This is a genomic window from Mesorhizobium sp. M1348, assembly GCF_040317925.1.
Lineage (GTDB): Bacteria > Pseudomonadota > Alphaproteobacteria > Rhizobiales > Rhizobiaceae > Mesorhizobium.
In genome coordinates this window covers 310,267-333,006 of the sequence record NZ_JAMYLH010000001.1, presented here as the reverse complement: position 1 = coordinate 333,006, position 22,740 = coordinate 310,267, and the positions used below count along the sequence as shown (strand labels likewise).

Below are 22,740 nucleotides of genomic sequence, written 5' to 3'. Positions count from 1 at the left end.
CTGACGACAAGCTCATCGTTCACTCCCGATCGCGTCCGATCTTCTGGCGATCCGGTAAACCTGCGCAGGCGGCGCGTTTGCGAAAACCCATTCCATAAACGTCGCCTCAAGCCCGATCCGGTCGAGAACGGTGTCAGGTACTGGGCACCGCCAGCCGTAAGTGAACTGATAGACGGCTCCTCCCGGCCGAAGAATGTGAAAAGCGCCGTACAGAATGGCGAAAACACGCCAAGCCGGCATAGTAGAAAGGGGGAGGCTGCTGATCACCGTGCCTATTTTTTCGCCGTCAAAGGGATTGCATCGCCGCAACTCCGTTGCATCGATATCCAGCAACGCGGCGGCGGGGAACTGCCGACGTAGCACGCGGGCAAGGGACGCAGCATTTTCGACGAGCGCAATGCGCTGCTGAGGCACGCCGCGTATGATAAGCTGTCGGGTGAAGACACCGGTTCCGGGCCCAAGCTCAACCACCGGAGACTGCGCAGAACTTATTTCGCGAGTCATTGCCACTGCCAGAGCTCTCCCGGAAGGCACGAGCAAGGCCGTCCGGAAGGGAACCGACATCCAGGTTCGAAATAGAGTAGAGGGATCCAACATTGCGGAGCTCCGCATACCGACAGGCAATATTTGTTATCCGTAAGCCTAAGGCGGAAAACGCCGATCAGGCGGCAGAGTTAAGGGCTGGTGCTGGCCGGAAAGTGTCGAAGGGGTAGCGCGCGAGTTAGGTACGGAAGTCCTAGAACCTATAGCCCGCCATGAGCATCCCTGAAGGCTGCACTGTTTTCCGAACAATCGGACTGTCCTTCGCGTCGCCCGTGAGGAAGCCAACCCCTGCCTGCCCGCGCACAAACCAGTTTTGCGATGCCATGTACGTTACCGAAGCTTCGATATCGAAGCGCTTAAGCCCTGCACCTGCATCATACTGCCGCAACCCCGATCTTGCCGACTGCAGAGCAGTCACCCCAAAGTAGCTTTGCATGTGATTTTTGTCGGCGAAGGTCGCCGACGCGCCCGCAGAGAGAATAAATGCGTTGTAGTGATGGGAAACGTTTGCGCCGATTTGACCAATCAGGCCGTCACTGCCCCCGAACGTCCTGTCGACAGATGTATAAATTTCCATCGGCCCCATTTCGTATGAGAGCTGCGCTCCGACGACACCGCCGCCGTCAATGTCACCGAGGCCTTTCAGGTGCTTGGAGTCCTTTTCCTTTCGCCCTCCGCCTATGTCATAGCCGCCCTTCACCGAGACCTTGAAATCGTTGGATTCTAGCACATCGATGCTCAGGCCGCCCGGATCAATGGTAAGACGACCAATGGTTGCGGAGATCATCGGTAGCGGGACGAGTTCGAACTCATCGGATCCTTCGTATTTTGGCGCGTACATAGCTCCGGCGGCAAGCATCACGTTCCAGTCGGCAAGCTTCTGGCGTATGGGGCCGTACCGTCTCTCGTCGACAGCATCCGCAGAGGGCGCTGTTGCAGCCGCTTCATTCTCGAACGGTTCAGCTGCGCCTGCTTGGAACGGCAAAAAAGCGACTGCTGAGAGGCTCGTGGCGACAAGAGCATCCCGCGAGCGGGTTGAGCGAGACTTTGTGGCTGGCATGCGAATCGTCTCCTGGGGATGGTGGAGGTATTCAAAGACGGCAAAAGGGAAGCCCGACGCAGTCGTACCTCCAGCGCACGCACTATCTCGGACTACGAGATTGCTTTGGGTTTTGTGATGTTAAGATATGTTGCGGCTCGACTCGTCTGGTTGCTATGGCGGGGTAACAATCGCGCGGCCTTCGCTCAGATCACGCACATCAGGAGCCAAGTAAAAACTGTGCTTTAGACGAGTTGGCTCAGCAACTGTGCTACACCGGCAATCAGCCCCAACACCAATAGCAACAGCGAGGTATTCACCGACCATTTGATGACGAGGTACAAGGGGCGGTTCGTCGACTTCAGCGCCCTGGTGCCTGCTAGGAACGGCGCGAGCCCCGCAAAGACCCTGTTGGCAAAGCCACGATGGTCTTCCGGGGTATTGGGCACCACCGTGGCTCGTGTCAGGCCTTCGTAGAAGAAATTGAACACTGCACCGACCGGGTTCAAGGGCCTTTTGACATCGCACATGAGGATGAGGCGATCGCAGTCGGTATCGTTGCGCACGAAGTGCAGGTAGGTCTCATCGAACATGATGGCCTCGCCGTCGCGCCAACTCAACTTGCGGCCATCCACATTGATAAAGCAGGCGTCGGAGTTCGGGGTGACAAGACCGAGGTGGTAGCGCAGTGACACGGCCATCGGATCGGCATGCCGTGTCAGTTGCGCGCCCTTGGGAAGATAGGCGAACATCGCTCCATGGACGCTTGGCACGCTCTGGAGGATCTGGACCGTCTTGGGGCAAAGGCGTTTTGCTGAATGGTGCTCATATCCGTACCACTTAATGTAGAAGCGGCTCCAGCCGTACTTGAAGAACGTGCGGAAGCCGACGTCATAGGTTCCCGCCGTGCCCGGCCGTTTGGTGGCGTCGAAGTAGTTCTGGCGCAGCAGTTCAAGGCCTTCCTGGCGAATGGTGTGCCAGTTTTGACGCAGCACCTCGAGTTCAGGAAAATCGGCCGGGTCGAGAACAGCCCTTGATCCGTGCGGCAGCGTTGTCATGTACAAGGCACAATTCAACGGCGAAAAAATTGGCCATCCCTTGCGGATGTATTCAGACAGGCTTTCGTAGCGAACTTCACCCCGGAAGCGGTAGACGTACACGGTGCTCGTGGCCACTAACGTGACCATGACGACAAGAATTAGCATGAGATTTGCCCAGAATGCGCCAGTTGCCGCGATGTTGAGATGCTTCCGTTGCGCCGACCCAAGTCAGACACAGAATGTGTTCATCCGAGGCGCGCTCGCACGTTCGGATGGCGGCATTAGTCCAGATTCGTCGTTGCATTGGATTTTGTGTTGTTAAGAGTTGTTTTCGGTCCAGACGATTCATCACGGACGGTCGCCGGACGACCATCCGGCTGATGGCGTCGGCGGCGCGAGCACCGGAAACTGCGACCAGGGCCGCAGCTGAGCCGAGAAGCAGGCTCTTGATGTTCATTTTCTGACCTCCAGTGAAGTTAAAAGGAGCTGGTCAAGATTTCAGCCTCGATCCCCGTCCACGAAGCAGCGTGACGCGCCGCCTCTCCGCAAGGGATTATCGATGGGGTCGAATTGATCAATGGTATTTTGCGATCATGAGATGACAATTACTAAGTATATATGCTTATATTGCGTAAATACCACCTATTTCGGCGCGAATTGTATTTATGATCCGTGTGGAACTGATGGCACATTTGCAACGTATGTTACGATTTTACATCTCATCGTGAAACACTATTCTCCCGCAGCCAGCTCACGATGTTTGGTTGTTCGGGAGAAGGCCTCCTATGCAATCGCGTCCGTTAGCGCGCGGAAATATGCCCAATGAAGCAATTTCGATCGGGTCGGGCCGAGACAGGCGCTGGGCAGGTTTGGCTGGCGAGGGAGCAGCCGACACTTGCGCAGTGACCGAGCGCGCCGGCCTCGGCATGAGGCAAGCTCATCGATCGCCGTGGCCATTTCGGTTGCTGATGGAACTTTTGACCGGAGCGAACCCGCCACGGTGGCCGGCAACAAAACTTCATCGACCGCCTTGGTTTTGTCCCGCTTTTGACATCGCCAGGATCTCGGCCGCGGCTACGTTCGAATGCGATAAAGACGGAGACCGTTTATGGCCCATGACGATCTAAAGCGGGCAGACATCCTGAAAGACCCACTCATAAGACAGATGATGCGTGCGGACCGGGTCTCTTTGAGAGAGATGAAGAAACTGCTTCAGGATGCGGCGGCGCGGTCGCACCGGTGTCATGGCAAGGACGAGCCCTTGCGGACGCAGGAGACGCCGCCCTCACCGCGATAAGACTTTGAACGCGGCCGTCAAACGTCACGCATCCTGCGTCCTGCTACGTGGTCGACTGCCTGCCCTTGGCGAGCGCCTGCCGCGTTGAAGCGTGTCGTTGCATCTCGTCAGTCTTGCTGTTTTTGACCGGAACAACCTGCTCCGGCGGCAACGATATCGTTGCCCGTAGCCCATGCGGCGATATGTTCTCGAGCAACAGCGAGCCACCATGGCTCTTTGCGATCTCATCCGCGATCGAAAGACCCAGACCAAAACCGCTGTTGGTATTCGAGGATCTGGCCTCATCTGCCTTGTAAAAAGGCTCTAGAGCCTTCTCGTGGAGACCTTCTGCAAGGCCGGGGCCATCGTCCTGCACAACAATGGACACTTTGCTTGGCGGGAAATTGGACAATTGGACATGCACGATCTCGCCGAATCTGACGGCATTTTCCACGATGTTGGTGACTGCCCGCGTCAGCCCTTTCTGCTTGCATGAATATCCGAATCTCTCGGGGCCGACGTAAATGACCGTGTGTCCAACATCGGAGAACCCGGCAACGATTGTCTTTATCAGGGCTGCAATATCAACTTTTCGAAGCGGCTCGTCGCGGGCCGTGCTGCTCAGATACTGGAGGCTTTCCTCGATCATCGCTGTCAATGTGGCGATATCGTCAAGCATCGCTTGTTTGGACGGGATCTCCTTTGATCGCTCCACCCGCATTCTTAGCCGCGTCAGTGGTGTTCTCAAGTCGTGGCTCACTGCGGTCAGCATCCGCGTGCGGTCATCAACCATCTTGCGAATTCCGCGCCGCATGTCGTTAAGCGCCGTTGCGAGGGTGCGAAGCTCCTTGGCGCCTGCGACAGTGAACAACTGCTCCTCGTTGCCGTCGAGCCGCAGGCTCTTTGCAGCTTCGGCAAAGCGGACGAGAGGCGACGTGATCACGCCGCCGATATAGAGGACCAGCAGAAGCATCGGCAGGATCAACATCAGAATCTTGGCAATGAGTTCGACAATCGTGCCGAAGACGGCTGGATAGGTATCGGCGTCAGAGAACCGGACCAGGAGGCCGCGCTTGGCGTCGACACGCACCGCCAAGGCATTGTGTTCAGCATCCTGCGGAACAACCGTGGCCTCAAAATCAGGGGGCAGCACGTCGCGGAGATCATCGGCGATGAATTGCATATCCCCTTGGTGGCTGCTTCCGACGTTAGGATCACGCCACGGTAAAATCCTCATCTCCAGACCGGTGGGAGCGCTCGCGCGCAGCAGCTTCTCGGCGTCGGCATCGTCCGCGCTGTTTCTGAGTTGCTCTACGATCAATTCGATCTGCGTGCTTCTGACCGCAACCACTTGCTTGGCCTGGAAGATGTACGGCTCCGGCAAGAGCGCGACAACGCTAAGGAGCACTGCCGGAATAGGGATCGCGGCGAGCACGACGAACTGGAGCCGAATGGGCGCCCGTCTGAACCGACCGATCATATGGCTACCGCGACCTCCGGAGTGAAGATGTAGCCTCCCAGCCGCACTGTCTTGATGAAAGTGGGCTCCTTATAGTTCGGCTCTATCTTTTGCCGGATACGGCTCACATGCACATCAATGCTGCGCTCGACAGGTCCGGCAGCGCCAGCGTGGGTACGCGCAAGTATGTCGTGCCGGTTCATCACCTGTCGAGGATTCTCGCAGAACACAAGCAGCACATCGAATTCCGCCGTCGTAAGCGGCACATGCACACCGTCAACGTCAGTTAATTCGCGTGTGACAGGGTCAATGCGCCAGCCCGCGAACGTCATCGGGTCTTGGCTTGGCTTGACTTGGTTTGAATACGACGAACGGCGCAACAGCGCCTTTATTCTCGCCAACAGCTCCCTGGAGCTGAACGGTTTTGTGACATAGTCGTCGGCACCCATTTCAAGCCCAACGACCCTGTCCACCTCTTTCGTCAGAGCGGTGAGCATCAGGATGGGCATCGTATCGGATGCCCTGATCCTTCTGCAAATGCTAAAACCGTCCTCTCCGGGCAGCATTCCGTCCAGCACAATAAGGTTGAACTCTCTCTTTCTTAAGACGCGGTCCATCTCCATCGCCGATCCGACCGTCTCGGCAGCATAACCAGCATCCTTCATCAACTCGATCAGCATGGTCGCTATATCCCGGTCATCCTCGACGACGAGGATTCGGGCTGAAGCTTGAGTTAGGACATTGTATCCGACGCTATCCATAGGTTTGGCCATTTTCGTTGCCCTTTCCCTTCCGGAATAACACGCAGTACATGATGGCTGTCAGCAACAATTGTGTTTAGTTTTGTTGCTGCACCCCCACAGGCCGCCTCCGGGCCCGACAGCCGCTGCATCTACGGCCCCATGAATGACGCGCACCGGTACTTCCGGCGGCCGCTGCGTCTTAGCAACTCTTAACAATACAAAACCCACGGCAATGACAAAACCGGACTAATGCCGCCCCAGGCGCGATTGGACATTCGCGAAATGTGCGGTGCTGCCAGTGGAGATCTTGGTCTTCCCCCAGCTGGTTGGCCCGAAACAAGGCGGTAAACATGCATCGACGGGCGGCTGTCACCATGATGGCTTTTCTTGCTGGCAGTTTCGCGCCGGACCGCATTGCCTGCCGATCGAAGGTAGCGACGAACGCGGCCTGTCGCAGGATTGCCGGTGCAAGCGGAATTGCGGTGTGCCTGATCGTCTCAGGCTGCACGACCGTCGCCGGCGTTCAGGAACCTGGCTTGAAGATCGCGAATGTCTGGCACGCGACCTTTCCGCACGGCGGCCGGGCAGGCGATCTCGTGTCCTGGTGGTCGACCTTTTCCGATCCATCGCTGACAGCCCTTGTTGCGTCGGCGCAGGCTGAAAGCCCTACTCTCGAATCCGCTGCGGCAGAGATCGAGAGAGGGCGCGCCACGTTGGCGTCCATGCGGGCCGGCCTTCTTCCCGCCGTTGTCGGATCGGGGTCCCTCGCCCGCGCGGGAACGGGCGGTAATAAAGCGAACCAAGTCGATAGCGCCACGACCACGAGCGGCAGCCTCGACGCCTCTTGGGAAATCGATCTGTTCGGCAAGACTCGGCAGAGGAGCGAGGCTGCGCGGCTGCGGGTCCACGAGCGCACCGCCGATTGGCACGATGCGCGCGTCTCACTCGCGGCGGAGGTGGCGGACTACTATGTGCAGTACCGTGCCTGCCGGCAGCTGGAGCAAGTCTACACCACCGAACTCGCCTCGCAGCGCGAGACGATCCGGGCAATGGAAATGGCCGCAACCTCCGGCCTTACGTCGAGCGCCGACCTTGCGCTAGGGCGCGCGAGTGCTGCTACCTCGGCCTCGACACGGACCGCGCAGCGTGCCGAGTGCGAGGTTCTCGTCAAATCTCTGGCCCGCCTTACTGGCGGTGACGAGCCTCACGTCCGCGATATTCTGGCGATGGGCAAGCAAGGGTTACCCGCACCGAGGATCCTCAAGCTGTCCGCTGTGCCTGCCGACGCCTTACGGCAGCGCCCCGACATCGACGCCCTTGAACTTGAGGTCGCCGCATCGCTCGCCGAGATCGGCGCGGCAAAAGCCGATCTCTATCCGAGCCTCAGCCTCAGCGGCTCGGTCACGATCGACAGTTCATCGCTGATGGGAACCTCTCTGCCCTGGTCCTTCGGCCCGGCCATCTCAATTCCGCTCTTCGACGGCGGCTCGCGCCGGGCAGCCGTGAGCAGCGCGGCAGCCGCATATAAGGTGGCGGTGGCCGCCTACAAATCAGGTGTGCTGGACGCGGTCGCCGAAGTCGAGACCGCACTCGTGCGGATCGACAGTACGCGACGGCAGATCGGCGACGCCAGTGTCGCGGCGCGCAACTATCGCGCCTACTTCAAAGCCGTGGATTCGAACTGGAAGGCCGGTGGCGCAAGCCTGCTCGACCGCGAGGAAGCCCGGCGTTCGGCGCAGTCGGCGGAGGTCTCGCTCATCGAAATCCGTCGTGACTCCGTGCGCTATTGGATCGCCCTCTACAAGGCGCTCGGCGGCGGCTGGGATGCGAGCGCCTCCACACCCAGGGACCTGCCGCAAGAATTGAAAGAAAACCTGCTCTGATGCGATCTTCACCTTTTCTCCTCGCCGCTTTCCTGAGCGGAACTCTTGTTTTCGCGGCAGAGATTGCACTTGCGCAACAGAACGAGGCGCCAGCGCTTACCGTCGCAGTGGCAAAGCCAGCGGAACGCCAGTGGCCTGAAACGATACCGGCCAGCGGCTGGCTGAAGCCTTGGCACGAAGCGGTCATTGCCGCGGAAATCGGCGGCCTGCGTGTGACCGATGTCCTTGCTGATGTCGGGTCGGTCGTCTTGAAGGATCAGCCCCTCGTTCGGCTGGCCGACGAAACGGTGCGCGCGGAACTGCGCAAGGAAGAGGCTGTGCTGGCGAGTGCGAAGGCGGACCTCGCAAAAGCCAGGGCTAGTGCGGACCGAGCACGCAAGGTGCAGGGAAGCGGTGCGCTTTCTGAGGAGAAGATCACTGAATACCTGATCGCCGAGCAGACTGCGACCGCGAGTGTCGAATCCGCCGAAGCCTCGCTGGAAAGCCAGAGGATCAAGCTTGCTCAGACGACCATTATGGCACCGGACGACGGGCTGATCACCGCCCGTTCGGTCCAACTCGGCGCTGTCGTCTCCTCCGGCACGGAGCTATTCCGTCTCGTGCGCCAGCAGCGCGTCGAGTGGCAGGCGGAAGTGTCTGCACGCTATTTGCCTCGCATCAAAGAAGGCCTGACCGCCACGATCATCAGCCCGGAGGGGCGCGTCAAAGGGACCGTGCGGCTCGTCGGGCCGACGGTCAGCACCGATACCGGAAGGGTGCTCGCCTATGTGGCGCTGCCGGCGGACGCGCACCCGCCCATCGGCCTCTACGTCACCGGCCAGATTGAGCTTGCGACCACGCAGGCCGTCACCGTGCCCGAGACGGCGCTCGTGATGCGTGATGGCATCGCTTACGTCTTCACCGTGGATACAGACAGGCGTGCGTCACGCGTCCGTGTTGAAACCGGCCGCCGCAATGGCAGCGAAGTGGAGATCCTCTCGGGCCTTGATCCCTGGGCCGACGTGGTGACGGCGGGCGGCGCCTTCCTTTCGGACAGGGCTCTTGTCCGGGTAGAGGAGGACGCACGATGAACTTTTCCGCCTGGTCGATCCGCAATCCGGTTCCCGCAATCCTGCTATTCATCCTACTCACCGTTAGCGGCCTGCTCGCCTTCGATCGCTTAGCGGTACAGAATTTCCCCGACATGGTGCTGCCGACTGTCCAGATCAACGCCGCGTTCGAAGGTGCCGCACCGGCCCAACTCGAAACCGAAGTCGCGCGCAAGATCGAGGACAAGCTCGCCTCTCTGAGCCTCCTAGAGCATGTCACTACCACGATTACGGACGGCGCGGTCAGCATCAATGTCTCATTTCAGTTGGAGAAGGACGGCGAGGCAGCGCTGAACGAGGTGCGCAATGCCGTCGACGGTATGAGCGGCGACCTGCCTGCCCAGATGCAGACACCAAGCGTGACGAAAACGACGGTGCAAGGCTCACCGATCCTTACTTATGCCGTGCGCTCCGTCCGCCTCAATGAGACGGAACTCTCCTGGTTCGTCGACAACGACATGACAAAGGCCTTACTTGCCGTGCCCGGCGTCGGCCAGGTCAGCCGCATTGGCGGCATCAATCGTGAGGTGCAGATCGATCTCAATCCCCAACTCATGAGTTCGCTCGGCCTCAGCGCCGCAACCGTTTCCGCGCGGCTCAAATCCATGCAGTCGGACGCTTCTGGCGGCCGGGCGGAAATCGGCGGCAGCAAGCAGGTGATCCGCACGCTCGGCGCGGTTTCTTCGATTGAGGCATTAAGGGCGCTCGCTATCCCGCTCCCAAGTGGCGCCCTGGTGCGTCTCGACGAGATCAGCACCGTTACGGACAGCTTCGCTGACCGGGGGTCCATCGCCTATCTCGATGGCGAGCCGGTGATCGCAGTGCAGGTCAAACGCTCGAACGGCTTTTCGGATACGGGCGTCGCGGCAGCCATCCGGACTGGCATGCAGAACTTCGCCGCCGCCAAGCCCGATGTTGAGATCGTCGAGGCCTACAGCACGACCGGGCCGATCATTGAAAACTATGACGGCTCCATGCACATGCTCTACGAGGGCGCCATCCTCGCGATCGTCGTGGTCTGGCTCTTCCTGCGCGACTGGAGGGCGACTGTCCTTTCGGCGGTTGCGCTGCCACTATCGGTCATTCCGACCTTTCTTGTGATGTATCTGGCGGATTTCAGCCTCAACACGGTGACGCTGCTCGCGCTCTCTCTCGTGGTCGGCATCCTGATCGATGATGCGATTGTCGAAATCGAGAACATCGCGCGCCATCTGCAAATGGGCAAACACCCGAAGGAGGCCGCGCTTGAGGCCGCCGACGAGATTGGCCTTGCCGTCATCGCCACGACCTTCACGCTCGTCGCCGTCTTCCTGCCGACTGCCTTCATGAGCGGTATTCCCGGCCTGATCTTCCGTCAGTTCGGGGTGACGGCAGCCGTGGCGGTCCTCGCCTCACTGGTCGTCGCGCGCCTGCTGACGCCGATGATGGCCGCCTACATGATGAAAGCGCATCCCGTCGAGGCAAAGGACGGCTGGATCATGCGCGCCTACATGGCCGTCGTCAGAATCTGCCTGCAGCGCCGCAAACTAACGGTCCTTGGCGTCATGCTGTTTCTCGGCCTTTCCATGTCGACGATCCCGTTCCTCAGTTCCGGCTTTCTGCCCGCTTCGGATGATGCGCAGACGCAAGTCACCTTGACGCTGCAACCTGGCAGCACCATTGGGCAGACGGAGGCGATCACGCGGCGAGCCGCCGAGATCGTTTCCCGACTGCCGGACGTGACGCATGTGTTCTCCTCCGTGGGAAGCGTCTCTTCGAATGACTTGATCGATTCCTCGACGACCGCCGATACGGGGGCCGCTTCGCTCGTGGTCGATCTCAAGAAGATCGGCGATCGCACCCGCACGCAGACCGAGATCGAGAATGATATCCGGCAGGCACTTTCCGTCCTTCCCGGCACCAGGATCGCTGTGGGGACGGGCGGCAACGGCACGACATTGGAGATCACGTTGGCGAGCGACGATTCCGATGCGCTCGGCCAGGCAGCCGGCGCGCTCGAAGAGCAACTGCGCACCCTCAGGAGAGTCGGCGCGGTCACCTCCAGTGCCTCCCTGCAGGCGCCGGAAATCCAGATCGTCACGAACCTCGACAGCGCGGCCGCTCTCGGCGTGACGGCGGAAGCGATTTCCGAGGCGGTTCGCGTGGCAACCAACGGCGACTATTCCTCTTCGCTCGCGAAGCTCAACCTGCCACAGCGCCAGCTTCCTATCCGTGTCCGATTTGACCCCAGCAACCGGACGACGTTTGATGACATTGCCAATCTTCGCGTTGCCGGCGCCAGGGGCAGCGTCGATGTTGGCTCGGTCGCCGAGATCAGCATCGGCGGCAGCCCGTCGGAAATCAGCCGCATCGACCGCTCGCGAAATGTCACGCTATCGCTCGAGTTGAACGGGCGCATCCTCGGCGACGTCTATCGCGAGGCACAGGCATTGCCTGCCCTTCGCAACCTCCCGGAAGGCGTCCGGCTCGTCGAGCAAGGAGAATTAGAGCGCAGCTCCGAGCTCTTTGGCAGTTTCGCCATCGCTATGGGGATCGGAATATTCTGTATCTATGCCGTGCTGGTCCTCCTATTCCACGACTTCCTTCAACCGGTCACGATCCTTATGGCGCTTCCACTGTCTCTCGGCGGCGCCCTGATGCCGTTGGTGCTGACCGGCACGAGCTTTTCCATGCCGGTGGTGATCGGGCTGCTCATGCTGATGGGCGTAGTGACGAAGAATTCGATCCTGCTGGTCGAATACGCGATCATCTCACGCCGCGCTGGCCTCTCACGCTTCGACGCCCTGGTCGACGCCTGCCACAAGCGCGCTCGCCCGATCGTGATGACGACGATCGCGATGGGCGGCGGCATGCTTCCGGTAGCCCTCAGTCTCAGCGGCGGCGACTCCAGTTTCCGTCAACCCATGGCAATTGTTGTCATCGGCGGCCTGATGACTTCCACCGTCTTTAGCCTCGTCGCGATCCCCGTCATCTTCACCTTCGTCGATGACTTTCTCAGGCTTCTCAAACGGCTTGCCGCCCTAGGAGAGCATGAGACCTCGCCGGCTTCCACACCTGAAGACGCAGTGCAGTTCGAGGCACCGCTTCGGCGGGAGCGGTCCTGGGACGCACCTCGACTACGATCCGGCCTTCGTGAAACAGGCGCGGGATCGAACTGGCCTGCCACGCCAGCGGACGGACTTTCTCATCCTCCTGCCGAACGACCCGCGCGTCGGAATTGAGGCCGATGAGTGCTAGCACTTTGGCCGCATTGGCTAGCCGCGCTGTCCGTCTATTCGGCCATGGCGGGTGCAGATCGCGAGCGCCTGCTACGACTGGCCAGCTGTCCGTCAAGTCCATTCTCATCATTCAGACAAAGTATATTGGTGACGTTGTTTTGACGTCAGCTTTGGTGCGCAATCTACGTCTCGCCTACCCGGATGCCACCGTGACCATGCTTTGCGCCCCCGGTCTTCGGCGGTTCATAGTCAGCCAAAACATCGCGGACGAAGCAATCGGGTTCGACCGCCGCGGCAAGGGAAAGAGCCTCTTCCAGCGGCTAAGAGCGTATCTGAGCTTGGTCTCTGATCTCCGCCAACGAAGGTACGATCTCACTATTGATCTGAGTGATTCCAAGACATCCAGGATTCTGCACCGATTGCTCGACGCGCCGCTGCGGGTTGGCTTCGATCCTCCCGAGAGGCCACTGAGATTCTGGGAGGTTCAACCGGCAAACGTTTACGCCGCCACCTGTGGTCACGGCGGCATCCACTATCTGTACCGAATATCTTTCTCCTCTAAAGGCTCTCAACATTGACCTCGCTGACTCCACACCAAGGCTTGTGCCCACATGCGCCGCTCAAAGTGAAAGCGCACAAATCCTGGCGCAAAGGAGTTTGGTCAAAAACGCCTATATCGTCGTCCATGCAGGGGCACGATTTGAGGGGCGATGCTGGCAACCGGAGCGGTTTGCAGCGGCAATCGATGAAGTCTATGCCGCCACCGGCCTTCGGTCTTTGCTGATTGGTGGCCGGGACGAGACAACAGCCGAGCAGACAATACTCGCATTGGCTGTGTCACCTGTGGCGAGCGTGGTTGGGAAGGTCTCGCTTGAAACACTGACGGCATTGCTTGGCGACGCCGTTATCTTTCTAGGAAATGAGAGTGGTCCCATGCATCTGGCGGCATCAGTAGGGACTCCTGTCGTCGGCCTTTACGGCTTGACACCGCCGGACATATGGGGGCCGCTCGGAGTTCCGCATCGGATCGTGGCGCCTCGGCTGCCCTGCCAATGCGCTGCTCCCAACTTGTGCAAGCCGAACAATCCCGGTGGCGTCTACTGTGTGCATCGCGTGCGAGTAGAGGAGGTCACCACAGCTACCCTCGACCTGATCGAGTTCGAAACGCTCAAATCAATACCGAATCGTTAAGCTCAGCTCAGCTAGTTCGTTGAAGCGGCGGACCTAACAACTGGCCGGATCGACGGCGAGCGGCCTAGGTCCATCAGATCAAAGCCGGGCCTCGATCCAGAACCGAGATATCGTAAACTACACTCTGCGTCTCATGAACGGCCAAGTCAGCAAAATACCCCTATTCACCCCCGCCGTCGGTTACTGCTCATCGCCTTGAGATAGCCTCTTGCGAGTCGACAATCGCCTCCCGCGCTATGACAATGTCTTTCCGGGTGAGAGCATTGCATTCCCTCGCAAGCGCGATTCGAACCGTTATTGCGCGTTCATTTTCCGCAAGACGGCAGCGCGTTCCCGGATAACGAACATTCGATCCCAGCTAACGGCAATCGCATCCCACATAACGACAACGGATTCCCTGTTAATTCACCGGCGGCCGCGAATATTCACGCAAATCTGGTCGATATTCCCTGACGCCTCGCGCAGGAAATCTCCCACTAAGTAGCTGACATCGCTACAAGATATTGATGTTCTGCCCGCCCAAAGCGCGCATTTCGCACAAATACCCTGCTTTTTGCCTGTTAGCAGGAAATATCAAACGGAGACTGGTTCGCCACAGACCGGTCGGTTCACCATGCTTTCAATAGGTTACCCGAGGGATGCATCGGTCATCAGCCGTGGACGCGTGCAAGGAAGTCGCGCACCAACGCAAGCGCCTCATCGAAATGGGTTTCCAGTAGCCAGTGGCCGGCGCCATCGAGGAGGTGGAACTCAGCTTGCGGCAAGTCGCGTTTGTAGGCGCGGGCCGATGCGGCCGGCATATAGCCGTCCTCGGGACCCCAGACGATCAGTGTCGGCGGTTGCCGTTTGCGCAGATAAGCTTGGTATTTCGGGAACCAGTTAAGGTTCCCCTCCAGCTTCTCCATCAGGCCGACCGCAAGCCGCCGACGGGCTGGCGTGTCCATCAGAGGCCAATGGAGTTTCCACAGATCCGGTGGCACGCGCTCGGCCACGGCCTCGCCAACTTCACCGATGAACTCGTGCCGGAAGCCCTCCTCGCTGACCGCATCTTCCAGCGGGCGATGCTTCTCGGACGTCTTGTCGTTCCAATACATCTTGATGGCTGCGTATTTCGGGCCGAGCACGTCTTCGTAGATGTCGCCGTTCTGGATGATAAGCGCGGCAACGCGCTCCGGATAGGCGATGGCGTGGCGCAATCCGATCTGCGAGCCATAGTCGTGCAGCCACAGCGCATAGCGGGATAGGCCGAGCGCGTCAGCGAAAGCCGCCAGAAACCCGGCATAGGCATCGAAATCGTAGCCGAATGCAGCCATGTCGGGCGTGGCGCTGTAACCGAAGCCAGGAAAATCCGGCGCGAACGTGTGCCAGCGATCTGCCAGTCCAGGCATCAGCCTTCGAAACTGATAGGACGAGCAGGGATAGCCGTGCGGCAACAGAAGCACCGGAGCGTCGGCCGGGCCGTCCTCGCGAAAGAAAATGGCGTCTCCGTTAACTTTGACTTGGCGGTGTCGCAACTTTGCCTCCTCGATCGAAAGGCTGCAACCTCCCGCATCCCGTTGTTTACGATGCTCTCGCTGGAAGGTTCCGTGGAAAAATAGACGCGGCAACTGACTTCCAAAACACAAATACGGTGACACAGTGCACTTTGTCTTGTTCGCGCGATTGTCGCTTTCTGTACTGCTCCGCTCGGCCAGTCCGGGCATGAGTTCGGGCCACGTGGTCCCCCGCACCGTCCAAGGCCAATTCGCAAACTCATGATCAGGCGGAGGGTTCCCGGGTCGCGCCGTTGGAAGCGGCCAAGGAACCCGCCCCCGATCAGATCGTTTCGCGGTATCTGGCCAGATCAACCGGACGGAGGAGAGACATGCTCGAAATTCTGCATGCTCACAATCGCGCGACACCGAACATCGGCCGGCTCGGCCAGTTCGGGCTTTGGCACGATGCTGCGTGACGTCGACTATGTCCTGCGAAAACTCGACTGGATGCGCGCCGAAGGCATCTGGCCCAACGGCTTGCGGTATCTGTGGACCGATGCATTCGGGGTCGTGCTCTACGTTTCGCTTTATACGGAAACTGGCGAACAGCGCTGGCTGGACGCGGCCGAGCGGCTGGTGGCCGATGTCGAGCGTGTGCTCGGCCGCCGGCGCGGACTGAGGATCGGCGAAGCGGCCGATCGCGACGGCCAGTATTTCCACTATCTGGCGATGTGGCTGTTCGCCCTGGCGCGTCTCGGCGATCTGAAGCCGGAATACCGCAAGCGCGGCATTACGCTGGCGCGGGACATTCACCCGGCGTTTGTGGTCCCCGGCCGCGGCGTGATCTGGAAGATGCAGGAGGATTTGAGCGGTCCTTACCCCGGCTACGGCCTCGGCAGCATGGATGCCTATGACGGCTACGTCTCTTACCGAATGCTCGACGACGAGGAACTGGCGCCCGAGATCGCGCAAATGCGTGAACTGATGGAGCGCGATTGGCGCACCCTCGACATCGAGCAGGACCTCGGCCTCGGCATGATGTTGTGGCTCGCCCATTTCTTTCCCGACGAGCCGTGGGCCGACGCCCAGACGAGGCGTTCGCTGCGAACCCTGGAAACGATGTGGGTCGACCCGCCCGGCTATTTCAGCCGCGCCCCATGGCTGCGCGATACCAAGTTCGCCTTCACCAATTACGCGTATCGCTCGGCCTGCAGGCCGCCGGCATCTGGCCGGGGCGTGTCGATAGGCTGAACGCCTTCTTCGAGGACTGGCGCTCCGGCGACGAATACGACCGCGAGGCGATCACCTGGGTGATGGCCTGCACCTCGCATCTTCCCGGTGCTTTTCTGACCCGGGGTGGCGAGAGATCGATTGAAAGCGACGAACCTCGGGAACGTTCCCGTGCCGGCGCGGTTGTCGATGGAAGTGCATCGAGACGCAAGGAACGCGGTTGAAATGGCCATTCTCTTGGGAAAACCGGGAAGCTGTTGGGTGGCGGCGGCCAGATCCACGAACTATCCCCAGCTCGAAGGTTCGATCCATGCGGACGCCGTTGTCGTGGGTGCTGGAATTGTCGGGCTGACGACGGCGCTTCGGCTTTGCGAGGCGGGCCGGTCGGTGGTCGTCCTCGAAGGCCTGCGCACGGGCGGACAGGTGACCGGCCGCTCGACGGCCAAGATCACCACGCAGCATGCGCTGATCTATCGTCATCTCATCGACAGCGTTGGCCGGGACCTGGCGCAGACCTATGCCGATGCGAATTCCGCCGGCGCCCGACAAATCCGCGATTGGGTTAACAACTGCGCCATCGTCTGCGATTTCGAGAGCAAGGACGCCTATACGTACACCTGCGATGAAAGCCGGCGCGCGAAGGTCGCGGCCGAGGCGGAGGCCGCGCGCCAGGTCGGGCTGGGGGCCGAGGTTCTCGAACGCGCACCGCTGCCTTTCGAAACGGCCGCGGCATTACGGTTCCCCGATCAGGCGCAGTTCAATCCGGCGATGTATCTGGTTGGCCTGGCGGAAGCGGTGACGGCCCGCGGCGGTCGGATCTTCGAAAACAGCCGCGCCACCTCGATCGACGAGGCAAGCCGCTGGCGCGTCGTCACAGATGGCGGCGCCGTTGATGCCGGGCACGTCGTCGTCGCCACCAACATGACGGTGAAGAGCCCCATGGGCATGGCGAACCGGACGCAACCGCGCTGCCACACCGTGATGGCCTTTCGGCTCGATGATCCCCTCCCTGTCGACGGCATGTTCATCGGCATCGACGACCCGACGCATTCCATCCGCACGGGCCGTGATGCCGAAGGTCCGCTGCTGGTCGTGCTTGGCCCCAAATTCAACACCGGCTGGGATGGCGACGTGGCGAAGCGGTTTGTCGAACTGGAAAAATGGGCAAGAAAGAACGTTCCGGTCGGCGACGTCGCGTGGCGCTGGTGCAACGAGGATTATGATACGGCCGACAGGATCCCATATGCCGGCGAACCCGATCCCGCCAAGGCCGCCGGCTTCCACATTGCCACGGGCTTCAACGCCTGGGGCATCACCAACGGGACGGCCGTGGGCACGATGATCGCCGACCTGATTTGCGACCGCCCGAGCCCACTGCAAAAACTCTACGATCCGGCGCGGCCCTATCCCGAGGGCTTCCACAAGAATGGCCGCAGCCAATCGATCGTCTCGAGCACCCACGACATTGCGCCCGGCATGGGTGGCGTGATCGTCAGGGGAGACGAAAAGATTGCGGCGTGGAGAGACACCGAAGGCGCACTCCAGGCGGTTTCGGCGACGTGCACCCACAAGGGCTGCACCGTGACCTGGAACAATGCGGACCACACCTGGGATTGTCCCTGCCACGGCTCGATCTTCGCCGCCGACGGTTCGGTCATCCACGGCCCTGCCCGAAAACCGCTTGCCCAGATTACATTGTGAAGGCGGCGACCGGCACGGCCCGCGTCACGCCGGCCGTTCGTAGGTTCCGACCAACTCCGTCTCCTCCAATGCGTGTTTCTGGGCTTGCTTCCAGACCTGATGCACGCCCGCCTGCCCCGGAACGCTGAGGCTCGGCACATCGAGCGCGGCCAGCAGAAAGTGGTAATGGTGGACGCCATGCCCTGCAGGCGGCTGCGGACCATCGTAATAGGCATTGCCGAAATCGTTGGTGCCTTGCCTGAGGGCCGATGGACCGGGCTTGCCGTCTTCGGCCTCGGCGAGTCCGCCGGCATCCGGCGGGATATTGAACACCGCCCAGTGCCCGAAAATCCCGCTTGGCGCATCGGGATCCCGCACGACAAGAACAAGGCTCTTGGTACCATCCGGGACACCGGACCACTTCAGCGGCGGCGAGACGTTCTGGCCGTCACGCGCATATTTTTCGGGAATTCTTCCGCCTGCCCGGAACGCCGGGCTGATAAGGGTGAGTGGCATTGCTATCTCCCCAAGAAGGTTGCGACCGAGAAACCCGCGCGGCGCCGTTCACGCCGCTTGCTGAGCTTCAGCGACGCGTCTTATCTCTCCTGGCAGGGATTCCCAGACCTTGTGCATCTGTCCTTCTCCGACGTGATGGGCGAGCACCTTGGACACGACCCTGAATGCATCCTTGGAATCGACCGGACGGGCAAATTCCAGCTCCGCCTTGATCTTGGCCAGAAACTCGTCGAGCGACCGCATCTTCTCGGGAGCTTTGGAAGGCTGATATTGGTCATAGAAGGCGCCGCGCACCAGAATCGGCAGCTGCGAGCCTAGGTGGGCTGCAAGATCCGGTTGCATACGGTCGCGCAGGGCGTGCAGCACCGCGCCGAGAACGTGCCAGGCGACCTGCCGATCCGGTCCAATCTCGTCCATGATCTCGTCGAGCCAGATGTTCGTGGTCTGCAGTGTCTTGTCGAATACGTCGAGTCCGGTGGCGTTCATCGAAATCCTCCTTCCATTCAAATCCGACTAGGCTGATATGACCAAACAGCCGTGCCTGCCCGTTGTTCCCCGATGCGCATGTCCTGGTGCGCATTCATTGTCGGAGGTTTCGTCATGAGGGGATTCGGGCCGGCTTTTTGCCGCTGTTTTTTCGACCGCCTTTCTTGGCCGACGCTCGGAACATCCTCATGGGTGGACGAGTTTTGTTTGCCGTCGCCGATCACATGGCGACGAGTGATGCAGACACGAAAAACAGGAGAAGAACCATGGCACATCACGATTTGGCGCCCAGGACGCCATCGCGCAGCCTCTACCCGTCCGCGCGAGACCCACTCACGTCATTCCACCGGCAGATCGATCGCCTGTTCGACGACTTCTTTGCGCCAATGGCCGAAGCGACTACGGCCAGCGATCTTTGGCCGAGCGTCGACGTATATGAAACAGACCAAGCCTATAAGGTCACCGCCGAATTGCCGGGGCTCGAGCAGAAGGATGTTGAGCTCAAGCTGCGCGACAACACCCTCTCCATTACGGGCGAGAAGCGTTCGGAGCACAAGGAAAGCGACCGCGGCCACACCTACAGCGAACGCAGTTATGGCCGGTTTCAGCGGACGATCCCCCTGGAAGCGGAGATCGATGCCGACAAGGTGCAGGCCACTTTCAGGAACGGCGTTTTGACTGTCGAGCTTCCGAAGAATCCCGCTGCAAAGGACAAGACACGCCGCATAGAAGTGAAAGCGCGATAGTAGCCAAACTGAAGGCTGCCTGAGCAGGCTGCGTTCACCCCCGAGGGAGGGAGAACGGCGAGCACGGCGGCAACCGCTCAGGCGAGCGTCTAGCGCCGGGGATCGTCCGTTGCCTCGGAAACGCCTTCGAGAGCGATTTTGGCGGCTTCCTTATCGGTCCGCCCGAGGTCGGCCAGGGCAATGACGCCGACGAGGCGCTTGTCGTGGTTGATCACCGGAAGACGACGCACCTGATGCTTGGCCATGATCTTCGCCGCATCGGTGATATCGGCGTCGTCGAAGCACCAATAGACATGCTCGGACATGACCTCGCGAACGGTCGTGTTGCCGGCTGAGCGCTCCTCGGCGACACCGCGCATCACGATGTCGCGGTCTGTCACCATGCCGACCAGCCTGTCATTCTCGCCGACCGGAAGGGCGCCGAGATTGTCGGCCCGCATTTTCCGGGCGGCATCCCTGATTGTAGTGTTCGGGCCGACCAGTTCGGTCCGACGGCTCATGATCTCCTGAACTTGCATGGGACATTCCTCTCTCTGATTGCTGAGGCAACAAGCCGCCAGACGCGCCTGTTGCCGCGCATCGCGAAATCGCCGGACGAGGCATGTACGGATCGCTATCTTCGATCTTCCCGATCCGCGCTAACCCGTGCCGGTGCCGGCACCTCGCGATCGAAACTATTCTTGGAACGTCCAGGCAGCGAGCGAGTTCCAAAATGGTACCGGTGCCGCAGCCATCCCACGGCATGTGGCCGCAGGCTGGTGACAAAACATCTACCGGGAAAACAGATGCACGCGGATTGAAGGTCATGGCTATCATCTTTTCAGATCGCCGCGAGGCCGGGCGGCGACTCGCCGGGGAGCTCGTTCGCTTTGCCGGCCGCGACGACGTGATCGTATTGGCGCTGCCCCGAGGCGGCGTGCCGGTCGGCTACGAGGTCGCGCGGGCACTCAAGGCACCGCTCGACGTCTTCGTCGTGCGCAAGCTCGGCGTCCCCGGTCACGAGGAACTGGCCATGGGGGCGATTGCGCCCTCAGGCGTACGTGTCCTGAACGACGAAATCGTCAGCGGTCTCGCGATCCCGCCACATGTCATCGACGCGGTCGCCGCAAAGGAGGAAAAAGAGCTTCTGCGCCGCGAGCACCTCTATAGGGACGGGCGCCCCCCACCGCAGTTGAATGGACGGACCATTATCCTCGTGGATGACGGGCTTGCGACCGGATCGACCATGCGGGCCGGGATCAAGGCGCTGCGAAAAAACCACGCCGCCCATATTGTCGCGGCCGTTCCCGTCGGTAGCCCCGACACTTGCGACGCGATGCGGGCGGACGCCGACGAGGTCGTTTGCGCGACGACACCAGAGCCGTTGCTGGGTGTCGGGCGCTGGTACGTGGATTTCTCACAAACGAGCGATGAAGAGGTCCGCGCGCTCCTCGCCAGCTGCGTGCCCAAGCCTGCGGCTTCCGACAAGCCTGCCGCTTCCGAAGAAGAATTGGCCGGGCGCGCGAGCGCGGGTCCGGTGCCTGGTACCAGATCGACATAGCGGAGGTGGATATGCACCGGCATAGCGAGCACATCGTGCATGTTCCCGTGGGGCCTGTCACGCTTGAGGGCAATCTTTCGTTGCCCTCGGATGCTCGTGGCCTTGTGCTCTTCGCCCACGGCAGCGGAAGCAGCCGCCACAGCCCGCGCAACCGCTACGTGGCCGGAAGGCTGAACGAGGCGAACCTCGCCACCTTCCTCGTCGACCTGTTGATGGCCGAAGAGGAGCGGATCGACCAGGTCACGGCCGAGTTGCGCTTCAATATCGGACTGCTCGCCGACCGGCTGGTCGGCGTCACGGATTGGCTCGATGCCTCGCCGGACACATCGGGGTTGCGTCTTGGCTATTTCGGCGCGAGCACGGGCGCCGGTGCCGCCCTGGTGGCGGCGGCCGAGCGGCCCGACCAGGCCGCGGCCGTGGTTTCGCGTGGTGGCCGGCCCGATCTTGCAGCGCTCGCCCTGCCGCGCGTTCGGGCGCCGACCTTGCTCGTCGTCGGAGGCGCGGACACGCAAGTGATCGCGCTCAACCGCTCGGCGCTGGCGGCGCTCCGCAGCGAGAAGGAGCTCGCCATCGTCCCTGGCGCGACACATCTGTTCGAAGAACCCGGCGCCCTGGACGAAGTCGCGGATCTCGCTACCCAATGGTTCTTGCGCCATCTGATTTCGGACAGATCGGCGTCGACGTCCTGACAGCCGGGGCGTGGCTCACCAGTGCCGGGATCATTTGCGTCCTCAACGCGTTATGATCCTCATAAGACCGCGCGCAGCTGCAACCCGAATGGCTGTCGCAGCCCGTATGTGGGAGAAAGACAATGCCGGACAAGAAAACCATAGAGAAGGCCCGAAAGGACAAGCGCGAGGGCAAATCGCCGAGCACGCAGGCCGGCGAGTTCGTGCACGAGGAGATCGATAAAATCCGCCGCGGCGAGCACGGCGCGCGCTCGACACAGCAGGCTATCGCCATCGGGCTTTCCGAGGCGAGACGCGCAGGTGTAGACCTGCCCCCACCCAAAAAGGGCAAGGTGAAGGAGAGCACGCGCAAAAGCGCCGAATACGCCTATGAGGCCGGCCAGGGCGAACGCAAGCCGAAACGCCGCCCGCGGGTCTCGAAAGCCGTCTCTAAGGTGCTCGAGCACGAGCCGAAGAGCACGGCGTCGCACGAGGCGCTGGCGCAGCAGGCCAAGCGTGCGGCCTCGCGCCGGACGGCCGAGGAGCGTTCCGCAGCCGCAAGGAAAGCCGCCGAGACGAAAGGCGCCAGCGGAAGGAAGGCGGCGGCGCAGAAGGCCGCCAGAACGCGGGCACACCACGCATAGTTCAAAGACGGCAGTTCGCCTCCAGGAAACCCGATCTGGACGCCACGGCCGCCGCCAGCAAAGGCAAGACGTCGACAAGGCCGCCGGCGATAAACGCCTATTCCTCCCAGACCCCCTTCCCGGCGCAGATCGTCCATCGTGCGCGAAATGCCTTCGCGCAAGATCGACACCATGTCGTCGATCTGCTCGCGCGTGATGATCAGCGGCGGCGACATTACGCACATGTTGATCAGCGGCCTGACCAGCAGGCTGAGCTCGTCGCAATGCGCGTCGAT

General features: G+C 60.8%; 19 protein-coding genes and 1 pseudogene. 10 read left to right on the top strand and 10 right to left on the bottom strand.

Features of this window, described 5'->3' with window-relative positions:
- Positions 1 to 12 precede the first annotated feature (12 nt).
- The 5 genes from NKH13_RS01705 to NKH13_RS01685 form a co-directional block, all read right to left on the bottom strand.
- Positions 13 to 504, bottom strand: a complete 492-nt coding sequence (locus tag NKH13_RS01705; protein WP_352910781.1) for a class I SAM-dependent methyltransferase — start codon at positions 502 to 504, stop codon at positions 13 to 15.
- Positions 505 to 736: 232 nt separating this feature from the next.
- Entirely contained in the window at positions 737 to 1,603 is an 867-nt protein-coding gene (locus NKH13_RS01700; protein ID WP_352910103.1) for a MipA/OmpV family protein, read from the bottom strand.
- 224 nt (positions 1,604 to 1,827) lie between these two features.
- Positions 1,828 to 2,787: an aspartyl/asparaginyl beta-hydroxylase domain-containing protein gene (locus NKH13_RS01695; RefSeq protein WP_352910100.1), complete on the bottom strand. Its 960-nt coding sequence runs from the start codon at positions 2,785 to 2,787 to the stop codon at positions 1,828 to 1,830.
- Between the two features lie 1,175 nt (positions 2,788 to 3,962).
- Positions 3,963 to 5,378: a sensor histidine kinase gene (locus NKH13_RS01690; RefSeq protein WP_352910098.1), complete on the bottom strand. Its 1,416-nt coding sequence runs from the start codon at positions 5,376 to 5,378 to the stop codon at positions 3,963 to 3,965.
- Positions 5,375 to 6,130: a response regulator gene (locus NKH13_RS01685; protein WP_352910097.1), complete on the bottom strand. Its 756-nt coding sequence runs from the start codon at positions 6,128 to 6,130 to the stop codon at positions 5,375 to 5,377. The genes NKH13_RS01690 and NKH13_RS01685 overlap by 4 nt, the downstream gene beginning before the upstream one ends.
- Positions 6,131 to 6,636: 506 nt before the next feature.
- On the opposite strand from NKH13_RS01685, the gene NKH13_RS01680 reads away from it, so the two are divergent.
- The 4 genes from NKH13_RS01680 (at position 6,637) to NKH13_RS01665 (ending at position 13,480) form a co-directional block, all read left to right on the top strand.
- A complete protein-coding gene (locus NKH13_RS01680; protein WP_502914226.1) occupies positions 6,637 to 7,983 on the top strand; it encodes an efflux transporter outer membrane subunit in 1,347 nt (448 codons plus the stop codon).
- A complete protein-coding gene (locus NKH13_RS01675; RefSeq protein ID WP_352910779.1) occupies positions 7,983 to 9,053 on the top strand; it encodes an efflux RND transporter periplasmic adaptor subunit in 1,071 nt (356 codons plus the stop codon). Before NKH13_RS01680 ends, NKH13_RS01675 begins: the two co-directional genes overlap by 1 nt.
- Positions 9,050 to 12,292, top strand: coding sequence for an efflux RND transporter permease subunit (locus NKH13_RS01670; protein ID WP_352910092.1), 3,243 nt, complete (start codon positions 9,050 to 9,052; stop codon positions 12,290 to 12,292). Before NKH13_RS01675 ends, NKH13_RS01670 begins: the two co-directional genes overlap by 4 nt.
- Positions 12,293 to 12,802: 510 nt before the next feature.
- Positions 12,803 to 13,480 (top strand): glycosyltransferase family 9 protein, encoded by a 678-nt coding sequence (locus NKH13_RS01665; protein ID WP_352910089.1) that lies wholly within the window; start codon positions 12,803 to 12,805, stop codon positions 13,478 to 13,480.
- Positions 13,481 to 14,130: 650 nt separating this feature from the next.
- On the opposite strand, the gene NKH13_RS01660 is transcribed toward NKH13_RS01665, so the two are convergent.
- Positions 14,131 to 15,183, bottom strand: a complete 1,053-nt coding sequence (locus NKH13_RS01660) for an alpha/beta fold hydrolase (protein ID WP_352910086.1) — start codon at positions 15,181 to 15,183, stop codon at positions 14,131 to 14,133.
- A gap of 177 nt (positions 15,184 to 15,360) precedes the next feature.
- Between NKH13_RS01660 and NKH13_RS01655 the strand changes: the two genes are divergently transcribed.
- Together NKH13_RS01655 and NKH13_RS01650 are read left to right on the top strand one after the other, a co-directional pair.
- Entirely contained in the window at positions 15,361 to 16,206 is an 846-nt protein-coding gene (locus tag NKH13_RS01655; protein WP_352910084.1) for a hypothetical protein, read from the top strand.
- 204 nt (positions 16,207 to 16,410) lie between these two features.
- Positions 16,411 to 17,886, top strand: a complete 1,476-nt coding sequence (locus NKH13_RS01650; RefSeq protein WP_352910083.1) for an FAD-dependent oxidoreductase — start codon at positions 16,411 to 16,413, stop codon at positions 17,884 to 17,886.
- A gap of 24 nt (positions 17,887 to 17,910) precedes the next feature.
- On the opposite strand, the gene NKH13_RS01645 is transcribed toward NKH13_RS01650, so the two are convergent.
- Positions 17,911 to 18,381, bottom strand: a complete 471-nt coding sequence (locus NKH13_RS01645; RefSeq protein ID WP_352471470.1) for a YbhB/YbcL family Raf kinase inhibitor-like protein — start codon at positions 18,379 to 18,381, stop codon at positions 17,911 to 17,913.
- Between the two features lie 48 nt (positions 18,382 to 18,429).
- On the bottom strand, positions 18,430 to 18,867 hold the full coding sequence (locus NKH13_RS01640; RefSeq protein WP_352714257.1) for a DUF2267 domain-containing protein: 438 nt from the start codon (positions 18,865 to 18,867) through the stop codon (positions 18,430 to 18,432).
- A 188-nt stretch (positions 18,868 to 19,055) separates the two neighbouring features.
- Here NKH13_RS01640 and NKH13_RS01635 point away from each other — a divergent pair, with 188 nt between their 5' ends.
- A complete protein-coding gene (locus NKH13_RS01635) occupies positions 19,056 to 19,613 on the top strand; it encodes an Hsp20/alpha crystallin family protein (protein WP_352910082.1) in 558 nt (185 codons plus the stop codon).
- An 89-nt stretch (positions 19,614 to 19,702) separates the two neighbouring features.
- Here the strand turns inward: NKH13_RS01635 and NKH13_RS01630 are convergent, their stop codons facing one another.
- Positions 19,703 to 20,113, bottom strand: coding sequence for a CBS domain-containing protein (locus NKH13_RS01630; RefSeq protein WP_352458287.1), 411 nt, complete (start codon positions 20,111 to 20,113; stop codon positions 19,703 to 19,705).
- A gap of 305 nt (positions 20,114 to 20,418) precedes the next feature.
- Between NKH13_RS01630 and NKH13_RS01625 the strand changes: the two genes are divergently transcribed.
- The 3 genes from NKH13_RS01625 to NKH13_RS01615 all read left to right on the top strand — a co-directional run bounded on the left by NKH13_RS01625 (position 20,419) and on the right by NKH13_RS01615 (position 22,465).
- Positions 20,419 to 21,153, top strand: coding sequence for a phosphoribosyltransferase (locus NKH13_RS01625; RefSeq protein WP_352910080.1), 735 nt, complete (start codon positions 20,419 to 20,421; stop codon positions 21,151 to 21,153).
- Between the two features lie 104 nt (positions 21,154 to 21,257).
- A complete protein-coding gene (locus tag NKH13_RS01620) occupies positions 21,258 to 21,842 on the top strand; it encodes a dienelactone hydrolase family protein (RefSeq protein WP_352910079.1) in 585 nt (194 codons plus the stop codon).
- 122 nt (positions 21,843 to 21,964) lie between these two features.
- The gene (locus tag NKH13_RS01615) at positions 21,965 to 22,465 is read left to right on the top strand and encodes a DUF6496 domain-containing protein (protein WP_352910077.1); all 501 of its coding nucleotides are present in this window, start codon (positions 21,965 to 21,967) and stop codon (positions 22,463 to 22,465) included.
- A 113-nt stretch (positions 22,466 to 22,578) separates the two neighbouring features.
- Here the strand turns inward: NKH13_RS01615 and NKH13_RS01610 are convergent.
- Positions 22,579 to 22,740 (bottom strand): annotated as a pseudogene (locus NKH13_RS01610) (aspartate aminotransferase family protein); the annotation flags it as partial.